General features: G+C 68.2%; 10 protein-coding genes. 4 read left to right on the top strand and 6 right to left on the bottom strand.

What is annotated here, in order from left to right; all coding sequences use genetic code 11:
- Positions 1-48: 48 nt before the first annotated feature.
- From fusA to L0C25_RS14485, 4 genes are all read right to left on the bottom strand, one after another.
- Positions 49-2,106: an elongation factor G gene (gene fusA / locus L0C25_RS14500; RefSeq protein WP_408641705.1), complete on the bottom strand. Its 2,058-nt coding sequence runs from the start codon at positions 2,104-2,106 to the stop codon at positions 49-51.
- A gap of 113 nt (positions 2,107-2,219) precedes the next feature.
- Positions 2,220-2,690, bottom strand: a complete 471-nt coding sequence (gene rpsG, locus L0C25_RS14495; protein ID WP_271632381.1) for a 30S ribosomal protein S7 — start codon at positions 2,688-2,690, stop codon at positions 2,220-2,222.
- The gene (gene rpsL / locus L0C25_RS14490) at positions 2,690-3,064 is read right to left on the bottom strand and encodes a 30S ribosomal protein S12 (RefSeq protein WP_271632380.1); all 375 of its coding nucleotides are present in this window, start codon (positions 3,062-3,064) and stop codon (positions 2,690-2,692) included. Before rpsL ends, rpsG begins: the two co-directional genes overlap by 1 nt.
- A 209-nt stretch (positions 3,065-3,273) precedes the next feature.
- On the bottom strand, positions 3,274-6,096 hold the full coding sequence (locus L0C25_RS14485) for an FAD-binding and (Fe-S)-binding domain-containing protein (RefSeq protein ID WP_271632379.1): 2,823 nt from the start codon (positions 6,094-6,096) through the stop codon (positions 3,274-3,276).
- A gap of 284 nt (positions 6,097-6,380) precedes the next feature.
- On the opposite strand from L0C25_RS14485, the gene L0C25_RS14480 reads away from it, so the two are divergent.
- Together L0C25_RS14480 and L0C25_RS14475 are read left to right on the top strand one after the other, a co-directional pair.
- A complete protein-coding gene (locus L0C25_RS14480; RefSeq protein WP_271632378.1) occupies positions 6,381-7,070 on the top strand; it encodes a hypothetical protein in 690 nt (229 codons plus the stop codon).
- A 235-nt stretch (positions 7,071-7,305) separates the two neighbouring features.
- A complete protein-coding gene (locus tag L0C25_RS14475; protein ID WP_271632377.1) occupies positions 7,306-7,764 on the top strand; it encodes a hypothetical protein in 459 nt (152 codons plus the stop codon).
- Here L0C25_RS14475 and L0C25_RS14470 read toward each other — a convergent pair.
- Positions 7,665-8,162: an NUDIX domain-containing protein gene (locus tag L0C25_RS14470; protein ID WP_271632376.1), complete on the bottom strand. Its 498-nt coding sequence runs from the start codon at positions 8,160-8,162 to the stop codon at positions 7,665-7,667. The genes L0C25_RS14475 and L0C25_RS14470 overlap by 100 nt on opposite strands.
- 93 nt (positions 8,163-8,255) lie before the next feature.
- Between L0C25_RS14470 and L0C25_RS14465 the strand changes: the two genes are divergently transcribed.
- Entirely contained in the window at positions 8,256-9,326 is a 1,071-nt protein-coding gene (locus L0C25_RS14465) for an acyltransferase family protein (protein ID WP_271632375.1), read from the top strand.
- A 205-nt stretch (positions 9,327-9,531) separates the two neighbouring features.
- Positions 9,532-11,406, top strand: a complete 1,875-nt coding sequence (locus tag L0C25_RS14460) for a calcineurin-like phosphoesterase family protein (protein ID WP_271632373.1) — start codon at positions 9,532-9,534, stop codon at positions 11,404-11,406.
- Between the two features lie 115 nt (positions 11,407-11,521).
- Here the strand turns inward: L0C25_RS14460 and L0C25_RS14455 are convergent, their stop codons facing one another.
- A complete protein-coding gene (locus L0C25_RS14455) occupies positions 11,522-15,349 on the bottom strand; it encodes a DNA-directed RNA polymerase subunit beta' (RefSeq protein WP_271632371.1) in 3,828 nt (1,275 codons plus the stop codon).
- Between the last annotated feature and the right edge of the window lie 56 nt (positions 15,350-15,405).

Raw genomic sequence — 15,405 nt, 5'->3', positions numbered from 1 at the left:
CGTACGCCGTGCGGTTGAGCGCGCACCGACCCTATTACAGGTCGGAGATCACTCGCCCCGGGCCTTCTTGATGATCTCTTCCGCGACGTTCCTGGGAACCTCGGCGTATGAGTCGAACTCCATCGAGTACGACGCCTGCCCCGAGGTCTTCGACCTCAGGTCGCCAACGTACCCGAACATCTCAGATAGCGGAACCAACGCTTCGACCACCCGGTCGCCGTGCCGTTCGCTCATCTGATGAACCTGTCCTCGACGCGAATTGATATCGCCGATGACGTCCCCGAGATAGGTTTCGGGGGTGGTGACCTCGACCGCGAACATCGGCTCGAGAATCACCGGGTCAGCCTTTCGCGCCGCCTCCTTGAACGCCATGGAACCGGCGATCTTGAACGCGAGCTCGGACGAGTCGACGTCGTGGTACTGACCGTCGGTCAGCGTCACCTTGACGTCGACCATGGGGTATCCGGCGAGGACGCCGAACTCCATGGCCTCCTGCGCACCCTCGTCTACCGACGGGATGTACTCCTTGGGGATACGACCGCCGGTGATCTCGTTGGCGAACTCGTAGCCGCCCTCGCCACCGACCACGGCACCGGTCGGCTCGACGTTGATGAGCACCTTCGCGAACTGGCCGGACCCACCGGTCTGCTTCTTGTGGGTGTAGCCGACCTTCTCGACCTTGCGCTTGAGCGTCTCGCGGTACGCGACCTGCGGCTTGCCGACATTGGCCTCGACCTTGAACTCACGACGCATCCGGTCGACGAACACGTCGAGGTGCAGCTCGCCCATGCCGGCGATGATGGTCTGGCCGGTCTCGTCGTCGGTGTGCACCGTGAAGGTGGGATCCTCCTCGTGCAGCCGCTGGATCGCGGTGCCGAGCTTCTGCTGGTCGGCCTTCGACTTCGGCTCGATGGCGACCTGGATCACCGGGGCCGGGAACGTCATCGACTCGAGCACGACCGGGTTGGCCTGGTCGCACAGCGTCTCGCCGGTCGTGGTGTCCTTCAGGCCCATCACCGCGACGATCTGGCCAGCTCCGACGCTCGCGATCTCCTCGCGCTTGTTGGAGTGCATCTGGTAGATCTTGCCGATGCGTTCCTTCTTGCCCTTGGTCGGGTTGTAGACCTGCGTACCGGTGTCGAGTCGGCCCGAGTAGACCCGGATGTAGGTGAGCTTGCCGAGGTGCTGGTCGGACGCGATCTTGAACGCGAGCGCGGAGAACGGCTCGCTCTCCTTCGGCTCGCGGTCGACGACGACCTCTTCGTCCTTGACGTCGTGGCCGTGGATGGCGCCGACGTCGATCGGGGACGGCAGGTAGTCGACGATCGCGTCGAGCAGCGGCTGCACGCCCTTGTTCTTGAACGCGGTGCCGCACAGGATCGGGTTCAGCTTGTCGGCGATCGTCGCCCGACGTACCGCGACCTTGAGCTGCTCGACCGTGGGCTCCTCGCCCTCGAGGTACATCTCCATGATCTCGTCGTCGGCGTCGGCGAGCGTCTCGATGAACTTCTCGCGGTACTCGGCGGCCTTCTCGGCGAGGTCGGCCGGGATCTCCTCGACCTCGTACTCCTCGCCCTTGCCGGTCTCGCCGCGCCAGGTGAGTGCGCGCATCTGCACCAGGTCGATGACGCCGATGAAGTCGGCCTCGGCACCGATCGGGAGCTGCATGACCAGCGGCGTGGAGTTCAGCCGCTCGACGATGGTGTCGACGCAGAAGTAGAAGTCGGCACCGGTGCGGTCCATCTTGTTGATGAAGCACATCCGGGGTACGCCGTACTTGTTCGCCTGGCGCCATACGGTCTGGCTCTGTGGCTCGACTCCTGCGACACCGTCGAAGACCGCGACCGCACCGTCGAGGACGCGCAGGTTGCGCTCGACCTCAACGGTGAAGTCGACGTGACCGGGGGTGTCGATCAGGTTGATCTGCGTCTTGTTCCACCACGCAGTCGTCGCGGCGGACGTGATCGTGATGCCGCGCTCCTGCTCCTGCTCCATCCAGTCCATCGTGGCCGCGCCATCGTGGACCTCACCGATCTTGTAGGTGATGCCGGTGTAGAACAAGATCCGCTCGGTCGTCGTGGTCTTGCCCGCGTCGATATGAGCCATGATGCCGAGGTTGCGCACCTGGGTCAGATCGGTGGTGATGTCTATGGCCACCTGGAGTTTCTTCCCTTACTGATGAATGTCTGCGTCGTACGCAGTGCTGATGTGTGGGGTGCTCACCAGCGGTAGTGAGCGAATGCCTTGTTGGCCTCGGCCATCTTGTGGGTGTCTTCGCGCTTCTTCACGCTGCCACCCAGACCGTTCGAGGCGTCGAGGAGCTCGTTCATGAGCCGCTCGGACATGGTCTTCTCGCGGCGCTCGCTGGAGTACTTGACGATCCAGCGCAGGGCCAGCGTCGTCGGGCGGCCGGCGCGTACCTCGACGGGAACCTGGTACGTCGCGCCGCCGACGCGGCGGCTGCGGACCTCGAGGCTCGGCTTGACGTTGTCGAGCGCGCGCTTGAGCGTGACGACCGGGTCGGTGCCGGTCTTCTCGCGGGTGCCCTCCAGCGCCGCGTACACGATGCGCTGCGCGACCTGCTTCTTGCCGTCCTCGAGCACCTTGTTGACCAGCTGGGTGACCAGCGGGCTGCTGTAGACCGGGTCGATCTCGATCGGTCGCTTCGGTGCGGGGCCCTTGCGCGGCATCAGCTCTTCTCCTTCTTCGCGCCGTAACGGCTGCGAGCCTGCTTGCGGTTCTTCACACCCTGGGTGTCGAGCGAGCCGCGGATGATCTTGTAACGCACACCGGGGAGGTCCTTGACGCGACCGCCACGCACGAGCACGATCGAGTGCTCCTGCAGGTTGTGGCCGACACCCGGGATGTACGCGGTGACCTCGATGCCGCTCGAGAGCTTGACGCGTGCCACCTTGCGCAGCGCGGAGTTCGGCTTCTTCGGCGTCGTCGTGTACACGCGCGTACATACGCCGCGACGCTGTGGCGAACCCTTCAGGGCCGGTGTCTTCTGCTTAGCCACCTTGTCCTGACGGCCCTTGCGGACCAGCTGCTGGATCGTGGGCACTACATACTTCCTTCTCTGGCGGGCTGCTGGGTCATGCACGTGCCCAGGTGGGGTGAGCGGCTTGCGCCCCGACCCCCGCACTCGGGCGTGTCGTGCCCGCCGTACTTTGACGGCGTCTTGGCACACTAGATGGCCTGGGAAGCCCAGGCACATCGGACAAGACTACCGGCTCCCGGTATCCCGGTCAAAACGGGGGCCGACGGCGGCCCTCACCGCTGCTCGGCGAGCAGCTCGGCCAGGTGCTTCGCGCGTACGCCTGCGAGGTCGTCGAGCTGCGTACGGCAGGAGAACCCATCGGCGAGGACGACAGTGTCGGGGCCCGCCGCGCGTACTGCCGGCAGCAGCTGGTGCTCCGCGACGGCGACCGAAACCTCGTAGTGCCCCTTCTCGACGCCGAAGTTGCCGGCGAGACCGCAGCAGCCACCCATCCTGCTCACGGTGGCGCCCGACCGTTCGAGCAGGGCCGCGTCGGCTCGCCAGCCGAGCACGGACGCGTGGTGGCAGTGCGGTTGAGCCACGATCTCGGTGCCGGACAGGTCGGGCGGAGTCCAGTCGTCCGTACGCTCGAGCAGCTCGGCGAGGGTGAGGACGCCCTCGGCGACCTCCTGCGCGCGAGGATCGTCGACCAGCTCGAGCGCATCGGAGCGGAGCACCGCGAGACACGACGGCTCCAGCCCGACGACCGGCGTACCCGACGCGACGACCTCGTGCAGCACCCCGATCGTGTTGCCCACCAGTTTTCGGGCCGCATCGAGCTGTCCGGTGGAGATCCAGGTCAGCCCGCAGCAAGCGGACTTGTCGAGTACGCGCACCGAGTAGCCGGCGTCCTCGAGCACGCTCATCGCGGCCTTGCCCGCGTCGGTCGAGAAGTAGTCGGTGAACGAGTCGGCCCAGATCACGACGTCGCCGTGCCGGCCGGGCCCGCGTACGCCGCGGCGCTTCGCCCAGCGGCGCAAGGTCGTGGTCGCGAACCGCGGCAGGCTGCGACGCTGGTCGACCCCGGCGACCCAGCGGGCGACCGAGCGCAGGCCCGGTGTCATCAGCATCAGGTTCGTGAGCCAGGCGATCGGCGCCGACAGCCGCGCCCACCGCGGCAGCCAGCCGAGCAGGTAGTGGCTACGGGGCCGCAGTCGCCCGCGGTACGTCTGGTGCAGCACCTCGGCCTTGTACGTGGCCATGTCGATGCCGGTCGGGCAGTCGTTGACGCAACCCTTGCAGGACAGGCACAGGTCGAGCGCCTCGTGCACCTCGGGCGACTTCCACCCCTTCGTCACGGTGCGACCGTCGACCATCTCCTGCAGTACGCGCGCGCGGCCGCGGGTCGAGTCCTTCTCGTCGCGGGTCGCGAGGTACGACGGGCACATCACGCCCCCGGTGCCGGTGGAGTCCGCGATGCACTTGCCGACCCCCGTACACCGATGGACCGCCGCGCCGAAGTCACCGCCGTCGTGAATCAGCTTCAGCGCGAGTCGATCACGTACGGCCCCGCGCCCGGAGATTCGCAGGTCGGCGTCGAGCGCGCGCGGGCGTACGAGGACGCCGGGGTTGAGCAGGTCGTCGGGGTCGAAGACCGCCTTGACCCGCTCGAACAGGCCGATCGCGTCGGCGGAGTACATCCGCGGCAACAGCTCGGAGCGCGCGCGGCCGTCGCCGTGCTCGCCGGACAGCGTGCCGCCATGGCGTGCGACCAGGTCGGCGGCCTCCTCGAGGAACCCGCGGAACACGGTCGTACCGCCCGGCTCGTCGATCGGGAAGTCGATCCGGATGTGCACGCATCCGTCGCCGAAGTGGCCGTACGGGATGCCCTGCAGATCGTGGTCCGCGAGCAACGCCTCGAACTCGCGGAGGTAGCCGCCGAGCTTGTCGGGTGGAACGGCGGCGTCCTCCCAACCCGACAGCGCTGGGCGGTCGAGCGTACGCGCGGCGAGCCCGGCGCCCTCCTCGCGGATCCGCCACAGGGCCGCGCGCTCGCCCGCGGCCTCGACGGTGCGGCTGGCGACGGCGTCCGACGCGCGCGACACCTGGTCGGCGATCGACGCGAGCTCGGCCGGCTCCTCCCCGGCGAGCTCGACGAACAGCCAACCCTGGCCGTCGGGCAGCTCGGGCACGGCATGCGCGCCGCGCTGTGCGCGTACGACGTCGACGATGCGCGAGTCGAGGCCCTCGCAGGCGATGGGGCCGAACGGCAGCAGCGCGGGTACGGCATCCGCGGCGTGCGCCATCGACGGATATCCGAGCACGACGAGTACGCGGTGCGGTGCGTCGCGTACCAGGTCGACGGTGGCGCCGAGCTGGATCGCCAGGGTGCCTTCCGTGCCGGTCATGAAGGTCGCGATGTCGAAGTCGTTCTCGGGCAGCAGGTGCTCGAGGCTGTAGCCCGAGACCTGTCGTCCGAACAGGCCGAACTCGGTGCGGATCGTGGACAGGCCGTCGCTGACCACGTCGCCGAGCGCGTCGAGGGTCGGCGACGACGTACGCGCTCCGCGGACGAGGTCGAGGCGCTCGCCGTTGATCGTGACGACGTCGAGCGCGGCGACGTTGTCGGCCATCCGGCCGTACCCGAGCGCGCGGGAGCCGCACGCGTTGTTGCCGATCATCCCGCCGATGGTGCAGCGGGTGTGTGTCGACGGGTCGGGCCCGAAGCGCAGGCCGTGCGGTGCGGCAGCCTTCTGCAGTGCGGCGTGCACCGTGCCGGGTTGTACGACGGCGGTACGCGCCTCGGGGTCGATGTGCTCGACCGCGCCGAGGTGTCTGCGGAAGTCGAGCACCACCCCCGTACCGACCGCGTTGCCCGCGATCGACGTACCCGCGCCGCGTGCGGTGAGAGGTGTGCCGGTCTCGGAGCACGCGGCGACGGTTGCGAGCACCTCCTCGATCGCCCGCGGACGTACGACGACGCGCGGAGTGACCCGGTACAGCGACGCGTCGCTGCTGTACAACGCCCGCGCCAGGCTCGAGTCGTCGACGTCGCCGACACCGTTTCGGCGCAGCGCCGCGACGACGTCGCCGGTCGCCGTCTCCACCACCGTCATCGCAAGTCCCACCCCTTCACCGCCCGCCATCGGGCTGCCTCGCAGGACAGACTAGGGGGCGGGCCGGGGGCGTGAGATACGCGTCCGCGCAGTGGCCATCGGCGCCGGTGCGACGCTCGTGCGGCCAAGGTTGTCCGATTGTGATGGGAACCCCACCGTCACGCATCGCGTCCGCCGTTCGCGCACCGGTAACCTACGTTACGTTGGCCGACTTCACTGCGTCCTCGTCCGAGCGTCGCGGATCGGCCGCCGCTGAGTTGTCCTCTCCCGGCCGAAGGGTAGTCATGAGACGTGTCGTCACCGGCATCGCGACGTGTGCCCTGCTCACGGTCGCGACGGCGTGTACGTCCGGGTCGGACACCGACGCCTCTGACACTCCCACCAAGCATGTCGCGGTCGAACCCGACGAGGTCGTACGCCACGAGGCCGCGTCCGGCACGCCGATCTCGTTCGGCATCGAGGTCCCGGACGGCGCGGTGCAGGTCGGTCCGCTGATCCGGCAGCGCCGGGTCGACGTCGAGAGTGTCATCGACGCCGCAGACGGCCGGGCCAACGCGTTCACAGACGAACACGACGACGAGACCAACCCGGAGACCCGCGACCCGGAGGAGCCGACGCCGCCGGACTTCACCACCGCGATGCTCCGCGTCGACGACGACCCCTCCGAGGTGGTCCACGCCACCATCTCGGAGCTCGCCGACGCCTTGGAGGGCAGCGAGATCGACGCCGACCACTGGCGCGACTACTGCGCGGTCGACAACGGCGTGTACGTCGGCTGCCGGCTCGCGGCCCGGGGTACGACCGACGATGACGAGCACGTCGCCGTCGAGCTGACCGTGTACCCGGGCGACCACGGCTCCCGCCTCGCGGCGGCGGGTTCCCTGCTCCGGCCGGTCATGGTGCTGACGCTCGAGCAGGTGGCGAAGCCTGCCGACCACGGCGACGGCGAACCCCCCCGACTCACAGGCGCGTGAGGAGCAGAACGCGATCGACGCGCAGCAGGCACAGCGGGACGCGATCGCGCAGGAACGAGCCAAGAACGCGCAGGGCAAGACCGGCGTCAGCGATGCGAGCGACGAATCGTCCGATTCCGCCGACGATGAGGACGCGGACACCGGCGACGAGGGCGGCGACCCGACCGACGAGGGCGAGTCCGAGGACGGCGAGGACTCGTCTCCCGACGAACAGTCCGAGCCCAAGTGGCCGACGATGAAGCGCGAACGACCGGCGATGCCGGGCGACTGGATCCTCACTCCCGAGTGGAAGATCCGCCCGAACACGGAGGTCATCCTCAGCAGCGCGACGCCCAAGGTAGCGATGCTGGCCGTCAAGGACGGCGCGGACACAGAGCGGATCGCCCGCGCGTACGTACGCGCGTTCGCCGACGAGGCCACGACGCCCAAGATCGACGAGGTCGAGGACCGCAACGAGCGCAGCATCACGTACACGCCGCGTAACGACGGTTCGGGTCCGGCCGTCGCCGTGACGGCCGTTGCGACGGGCCGAGGCAACTACATCGAGCTGCTGTTCTCCGACGGCTCGAACTCGCCGCCGGGTCCGACGCCGGGCTACAAGCGTGACAAGTCGGGCGGGTCCGAGGGCGACGAGCCCGACAAGGACGGGTCCGACAAGCCGAGCGCGAAGCCGACCACCTCGAGCACGGGTTGATCGGCGACGTCGGCCAGCCGGACCCAGCGCACGGCGTCGGTCGTACCGTCGGTCTCGGTCACCCGTAGCGGCTCGTCGTCGGGCACCGTCGCGGCGAAGACCAGGTGGATGCCGTGATAGTCCTCGAGCGTCCCCGTCGGCGCCATGCCGGTGAAGTGCGTGTCGTGTACGTCGAGCAGGGCGCCGACCTCGGCGCGTAGCCCGGTCTCCTCGTACACCTCGCGGACCAGCGCGTCGCGCGGGCTCTCGCCGTGGTCGACGCCGCCGCCGGGCAGGGTCCATGCCCCGGCAGGGTGGCCGCGGCGCGAGATCCGGGTCAGCAGCACCGCGCCGTCGCGGATCACCCGCGCGTACGCGGCGACGCGCTGGCGTCGTACGGGGTGGGATTCCTCACTCACGCCGTCACGCTACTCGGCTTTGAGTAACGAATCGGTAACTGGCACGGTGGGGAGCGACCACACGAGCGAGAAGAGGACATACCGCGATCCCCTATGAGTGTTACGGCCCCGTCGACCGACGTCGCACGTCCCCGAGCGGCGACGGCCCGAGACCCGTTCCTCGACAACGCGCGGTACTGGGTGATGCTGCTCGTGGTCGTCGGCCACTTCCTGACGGCGCTGCTCGCGCTCGACGAAGCACGCGCCGCGTACCGCTGGATCTACCTCTTCCACATGCCGGTGTTCATCCTCATCTCCGGCTACCTGGGGCGCCGTTACAGCGGTACGCCGCGCGAGGTGCGCCGCATGGTGGGCACGCTCGTCGTGCCGTACCTGCTGGTGGAGATCGGCCTCGAGGCGTTCGAGGCGTGGCTCGCCGATGAGCCGCTGAGCCTGCACGTGCTCGAGCCGGAGTGGCTCACGTGGTTCATCGCGGCGCTGTTCGTGTGGCGGCTGACCACGCCGATCTGGCGAGCGGTCCGCTGGCCGATCCCGGTGGCGATCGGATGCTCGCTGGTCGGCGGGCTCGCACCCGTGAGTGACGTTCTCGCCATCCCGCAGATCATCGGCTACCTGCCGTTCTACGTCGTGGGCATGCAACTGCGCCGCGAGCACTTCGAACGGCTCCGCGATCTGCGCGTGCGCATCGGCGCGCTCGCGGTGCTGGGCGCGGCGGCGTACGCCTGCGTGCAGGAGCCCGAGCACTGGACGATGTCGTGGTTGTACTGGCGCGACGCGTACTCGGAGTCGCCGCTCGATGCCGGTGCGCTGGACGGGATCGCGACCCGCGGCGCGTTGCTCGCGATCGGGTTCGTGCTCGCGGCCGCCGTGCTCGCGCTCGTACCGCACAGGCGGGCGTGGTACTCGACGATGGGGCAGCGCACGCTGTACTGCTACCTGCTGCACGGATTCGTGGTGCTGGCGCTGTCGTACTACGGCGCGTTCTCGTACCTGGGCGACCACGGGTCCATCGGCATCGGGATCGCCGCCCTTGCCGCGCTCGTACTCGCGAACCTGCTGATGACCCGCGCGGTGTCCGAGGGCTTCCGCCCGCTGTTCGAGCCACGGCTGCGCTGGCTGTTCCGCGCCGACGGGGACGCTGAGTCGTCGCTCCCGCACCGCTGAGTCGTCGCTCCCGCACCGCCGAGTCGTCGGAGTTGACGCGCCGAGCCGTCGCTCCCGCACCGCCGAGCCGTCGCTCCCGCACACGCCACCGAGCGGTCACCGACAGTTCCACCAAGCCTCGCCGCACGTTCAGCCCTCCCGGGAATCACCTGCGTAGCGGCCGAAACCCGGCCGCGGCACTTCGCAACCGGGAGGTCACCCGAACATGTCCGCTCCGCACCGAAGTCGAACCAGCCTCGCACTCATCGCATCCGGCGCCATCGCTGTCGCCGCCCTCTCCACCGCCGGCCCGTCGTCCTCGCCGACCGCGCACGCTGCCGCCCCCGAGACCTGGGACGCCAGCGCGTACCGCGGCCACGTCGAGGTCGTACGCCAGCCCGGCGCAGCCTCGAACGACAACACCCTCTCCGGCCGCGTCTTCGTCGACCGCGACCACGACAGCAGCAGCGACTCCCCCGAGCGCGGCCTCGCCGGTGTCACCGTGTCGAACGGCCGTGACGTCGTCACCACCGACCGGCAGGGACGATACGAACTACCCGCGTACGACAACATGACCGTGTTCATCACTCAGCCGGCCGGGTACCAGGTGCCGGTCGACGAGTCGAACGTCGCACAGTTCCACTACACGCATCTCCCCGAGGGCTCTCCGAAACTGAAGTACGGCGGGATCAAGCCCACCGGCCCGCTGCCGGGCGCCGTCAACTTCCCGCTCACGCCGAGCGAAGACACCGCCGCGGCCGAGCAGAGCTGCGTCATCGCCGGCGACCTGCAGCCGTACGACAAGACCGAGATCGGGTACGCGCGCGACGGCGCCATCACCGACCTGTCGAACCGCACCGACTACGCCGGATGCGGTTCGCTGTTCATCGGCGACGTCGTTGGCGACGACCTCTCGCTCTACCCGGACGTACGCGGGCTCGTCGAGCACCTCAACGGGCCGGTGCGGTTCCTGCCCGGCAACCACGACCTCGATTACGACTCGCCGACGGCCGACCACTCCTTCGACACCTTCCGCGAGCAGCTCGCCCCGACGTACTTCTCGTACGACGTAGGCGACGCACACGTGGTGGCGCTCAACACCGTTCGCTACCCGTGCACGCCCGACGTCGACAACGGCGACGGCAACCATCCCGAGTGCGAGAACCCGAAGAGCGACCCCGCGTACAACGGCCGGCTCGGCAAGGAGCAGCTCGCCTGGCTGGAGCGCGACCTCGCGACTGTGCCGAACGACAAGCTCGTCGTCGTGGCGAGCCACATCCCGCTGCTGACGTTCGCCGACGAGGGCAGCCCGATCCATCAGACCGACCAGTTACGCAAGGTTTACGACCTGCTCGAGGGCCGCGAGGCCGTCGCGGTGGCGGGGCACACGCATTCGATCGAGAACATGGTGACGGGCGACCTGGTCAAGGGCTGGAAGGACATCTTCGGCATCGACGGCCTGCCGTTCCCGCACATCGTCGCCGGCGCGATCGCGGGCGACTGGTACTCCGGCGAGCTGACGCCCGAGGGCTACCCGGTATCGGTCGGCCGCGACGGCGGGCGGCCGGGAATCCTGACGCTCGACGTCGACGGCAGCTCGTTCGAGGAGCGCTACACCGTCACCGGCAAGGAGGACGACTACCAGCTGCAACTGAGCGTCAACTCGCCGACGTACCGCAAGTGGTACGTCGCGCGGAGCAAGTGGAACGACGACAAGCAGGGCGAGGCACCCGAGCTCGGCGACCTGCGCCGCATCACCCGCGCCGACCTGCAGGAAGGCAGCTGGTTGACGACGAACTTCTGGATGGGCTCGACCGGCTCGACGGTCGAGGTGAGCATCGACGGAGAGCCCGCGGACGAGGCCGTGCGTACGCAACCGATGCAGGGCGAGGACCAGCGGGTCGGTCCGCAGTGGTCGGACCCGCACGCGGTCGCCCAGCAACTCGTCAACGGCGGCAGCGTCGCCGACCGGACCATGCACCTGTGGCGGCTCGAGCTGTCCACGACGCTCGATGAGGGTACGCACCGTGCCGAGGTGACGGCGACGGACGCGTACGGGCGAGAGTTCACGCGGACGATGGTGTTCACGGTGCTCGACTAGACCGCCGCGCGGACCTTACCCCGCCCGATTCCGCGCGCGGGATTGACGCATCGGCGGCATGCGAAGTGGCGGCCACCCCCTCACGGGAGCGGCCGCCACTTACGCGGACAGCGTGTCAGTTCTGGTACGAACCGAAGTCGAAGTCGTCCAGAGCGACGGACTGCCCGGTGCTCTGACCGAAGTCGTAGTCGTACGACTCGTAACCGCTGACGGAGTACGCCGCGGCGCGCGCCTCCTCGGTCGGCTCGACCCGGATGTTGCGGTACCGCTCGAGGCCGGTGCCCGCCGGGATCAGCTTGCCGATGATGACGTTCTCCTTCAGACCGCGCAGCGAGTCGGACTTGCCGTGGATCGCCGCATCGGTGAGCACCCGAGTCGTCTCCTGGAACGACGCCGCGGACAGCCACGAGTCGGTCGCGAGCGACGCCTTCGTGATGCCCATCAGCACCGGACGGCCCGACGCGGGCGAACCGCTCTCGGATACGACCCGACGGTTCTCCTCCTCGAAGCGCACCCGGTCGTGCAGGTCCCCGGGCAGCAGGTTCGTGTCGCCCTGCTCGATGACCGTGACCCGGCGCAGCATCTGCCGGACGATGATCTCGATGTGCTTGTCGTGGATCGACACGCCCTGGCTGCGGTAGACCTCCTGGACCTCGTCCACGAGGTGCTCCTGCGCCTTGCGTACGCCGAGGATCCGCAGAACCTCCTGCGGGTCGGGCGTACCGTGCGTGAGCTGCTGGCCCACCTCGACATGGTCGCCGTCGCCGACCAGGAGCCGGGCACGCTTGGTGACCGGGTACTCCTGGACATCCGTGCCGTCGTCGGGCGTGACCAGGATCTTGCGACCCTTGTCGGTCTCGTCGATCTCGATCCGCCCGGCCGACTCGGTGATCGGCGCGCGGCCCTTGGGCTGGCGGGCCTCGAACAGCTCGACGACGCGCGGCAGACCGTGCGTGATGTCGTCACCGGCGACGCCGCCGGTGTGGAAGGTACGCATGGTCAACTGCGTACCCGGCTCGCCGATCGACTGGGCGGCGACGATGCCGACGGCCTCACCGAGGTCGACGAGCTTGCCGGTCGCCAGCGAGCGGCCGTAGCACTTGGCACACGTTCCGGTACGTGCCTCGCAGGTCAGCACGGAGCGGACCTTGATCTGATCCACACCGGCGTCGACCAGCTCGGCGATCTGCACGTCACCGATGTCGCCACCGGCCTTGACCAGCACCTCGCCGGTCTCGGAGTGGGCGATGTCGGTCGCGGCGGTACGCGAGTACACCGACGTCTCGACGTTCTCGGTCGCGATGACGCGGCCGTCGTCGAGGCGCTGACCGATGACCTTCGGCAGGCCCCGCTCGGTACCGCAGTCGTCCTCGCGGATGATGACGTCCTGGCTGACGTCGACGAGTCGACGGGTCAGGTAGCCCGAGTCGGCGGTACGCAGCGCGGTGTCCGCGAGACCCTTGCGGGCGCCGTGGGTCGCGATGAAGTACTCGACGACCGACAGGCCCTCGCGGAAGTTCGCCTTGATCGGCCGCGGGATGATCTCGCCCTTCGGGTTGGCGACGAGTCCACGCATGGCGGCGATCTGGCGTACCTGCATCATGTTTCCGCGGGCTCCGGAGTGCACCATCATGTAGATGGGGTTCTCCTTGTCGAAGGTGCCCTCCATCTCGGCGGCGACCTCGTTGGTCGCCTGCGTCCAGATCTCGATGAGCTCCTGGCGGCGCTCGTCATCGGTGATCAGGCCGCGGCCGAACTGCTTCTGCACCTTCACGGCCTGGTCCTCGTACGTCGCGAGGATCTCCTGCTTGCGCGGCGGCGTGACGACGTCCTCGATGGAGATGGTCACACCGGAGCGGGTGGCCCAGTGGAACCCGGTGTCCTTGAGGTTGTCGAGCGCGTTCGCGACGTCGACCTTGGAGTACCGCTCCGCGAGGTCGTTGACGATCACGCCGAGCTGCTTCTTGCCGACCTCGTAGTCGACGTACGGGTAGTCCTCCGGCAGCGCCTCGTTGAACAGCGCCCGGCCGAGGGTCGTCTCGCGCGTCTCGCCGTCGCGGAAGCGGAGCTTGATCGGCGACTGGAGGCTGATCTCCTTGTGGTCGAACGCCATGATCGCCTCGGCGATCGAGCCGAATGCGCGGCCCTCACCCGGCTGGTCCTCACGCGCGAACGTGAGGAAGAAGATGCCGATGATCATGTCCTGCGTCGGCATCGTCACCGGGCGACCGTCGGCCGGCTTCAGGATGTTGTTGGTCGACAGCATCAGGATGCGGGCCTCGGCCTGCGCCTCCGCGGACAGCGGCAGGTGCACGGCCATCTGGTCGCCGTCGAAGTCGGCGTTGAACGCCGAGCAGACGAGCGGGTGGATCTGGATGGCCTTGCCCTCGATCAGCTGCGGCTCGAACGCCTGGATGCCGAGCCGGTGCAGCGTCGGTGCGCGGTTCAGCAGCACCGGGTGCTCGGCGATGACCTCTTCGAGGACGTCCCAGACCTCGGCGCGTACGCCGCGCTCGACCATCCGCTTGGCGCTCTTGATGTTCTGCGCGTGGTTCAGGTCGACGAGGCGCTTCATCACGAACGGCTTGAACAGCTCGATCGCCATCTGCTTGGGCAGACCGCACTGGTGCAGCTTGAGCTGCGGGCCGACGACGATGACCGAGCGGCCGGAGTAGTCGACGCGCTTACCGAGGAGGTTCTGCCGGAAGCGACCCTGCTTGCCCTTGAGCATGTCGGAGATCGACTTCAGCGGACGGTTGCCCGGCCCGGTGACGGGGCGACCGCGGCGGCCGTTGTCGAACAGCGAGTCGACGGCCTCCTGCAGCATCCGCTTCTCGTTGTTGACGATGATCTCGGGTGCGCCGAGGTCGAGCAGCCGCTTCAACCGGTTGTTGCGGTTGATGACCCGGCGGTACAGGTCGTTCAGGTCGGACGTCGCGAACCGGCCACCGTCGAGCTGGACCATCGGGCGCAGCTCCGGCGGGATCACCGGAACGGCGTCGAGCACCATGCCCTTGGGGTCGTTGTTGTTGGCGAGGAACGCCGAGACGACCTTGAGCCGCTTCAGGGCGCGGGTCTTGCGCTGGCCCTTGCCGGTGTTGATCGTCTCGCGCAGCGAGTCGGCCTCGGCGTTCAGGTCGAACGTCTCGAGACGCTTCTGGATCGCCGCGGCGCCCATGTAGCCCTCGAAGTACTTGCCGAACCGGTACGTCATCTCGCGGTAGAGGATCTCGTCGCCCTCGAGGTCTTGGACCTTGAGGTTCTTGAAGCGATCCCAGACCTCGTCGAGACGGTCGATCTCGCGCTGCGCGCGGTCGCGGATCTGCTTGGCCTCGCGCTCGGCGGCGTCCTTGACCTTGCGACGCTGGTCGGCCTTGGCACCCTCGGCCTCGAGGGCGGCGAGGTCTTCCTCGAGCTTGGCCATCCGCTGCTCGATGTCGTTGTCGCGCTTGGACTCCATGCCCTTGCGCTCGACGTCGATCTTGGCCTCGAGCGAGGACAGGTCGCGGTGGCGCGCGTCCTCGTCGACCTGGGTGATCATGTACGCGGCGAAGTAGATGACCTTCTCGAGGTCCTTCGGAGCGAGATCGAGCAGGTAGCCGAGCCGCGACGGCACACCCTTGAAGTACCAGATGTGGGTCACGGGCGCGGCGAGCTCGATGTGGCCCATCCGCTCGCGGCGTACCTTCGAGCGGGTGACCTCGACGCCACAGCGCTCGCAGATGATGCCCTTGAAGCGGACCCGCTTGTACTTACCGCAGTAGCACTCCCAGTCGCGGGTCGGGCCGAAGATCTTCTCGCAGAAGAGGCCGTCGCGCTCGGGCTTGAGCGTGCGGTAGTTGATGGTCTCCGGCTTCTTCACCTCGCCGTGGGACCAGGTACGAATGTCCTCTGCAGTCGCAAGGCCGATCTGCAGTTGGTCGAAGAAGTTCACGTCCTGCACGTTGTCTTCGCATCCTCAATGTTGTTACTGAAACTACGCAAGGTCAGAAGCCGAGG

The organism is Solicola gregarius (genome assembly GCF_025790165.1).
Classification (GTDB): Bacteria; Actinomycetota; Actinomycetes; order Propionibacteriales; family Nocardioidaceae; genus Solicola; species Solicola gregarius.
The sequence above is the reverse complement of the archived record's forward strand: the minus strand, read 5'-3'. Positions and strand labels throughout refer to the sequence as shown.

Coding starts and splice junctions, on each gene's coding strand:
- fusA (WP_408641705.1), bottom strand. CDS start 2,106: ATGGCTCATATCGACGCGGGCAAGACCACGACGACCGAGCGGATCTTG.
- rpsG (WP_271632381.1), bottom strand. CDS start 2,690: ATGCCGCGCAAGGGCCCCGCACCGAAGCGACCGATCGAGATCGACCCG.
- L0C25_RS14485 (WP_271632379.1), bottom strand. CDS start 6,096: ATGACGGTGGTGGAGACGGCGACCGGCGACGTCGTCGCGGCGCTGCGC.
- L0C25_RS14480 (WP_271632378.1), top strand. CDS start 6,381: ATGAGACGTGTCGTCACCGGCATCGCGACGTGTGCCCTGCTCACGGTC.
- L0C25_RS14475 (WP_271632377.1), top strand. CDS start 7,306: ATGAAGCGCGAACGACCGGCGATGCCGGGCGACTGGATCCTCACTCCC.
- L0C25_RS14465 (WP_271632375.1), top strand. CDS start 8,256: ATGAGTGTTACGGCCCCGTCGACCGACGTCGCACGTCCCCGAGCGGCG.
- L0C25_RS14460 (WP_271632373.1), top strand. CDS start 9,532: ATGTCCGCTCCGCACCGAAGTCGAACCAGCCTCGCACTCATCGCATCC.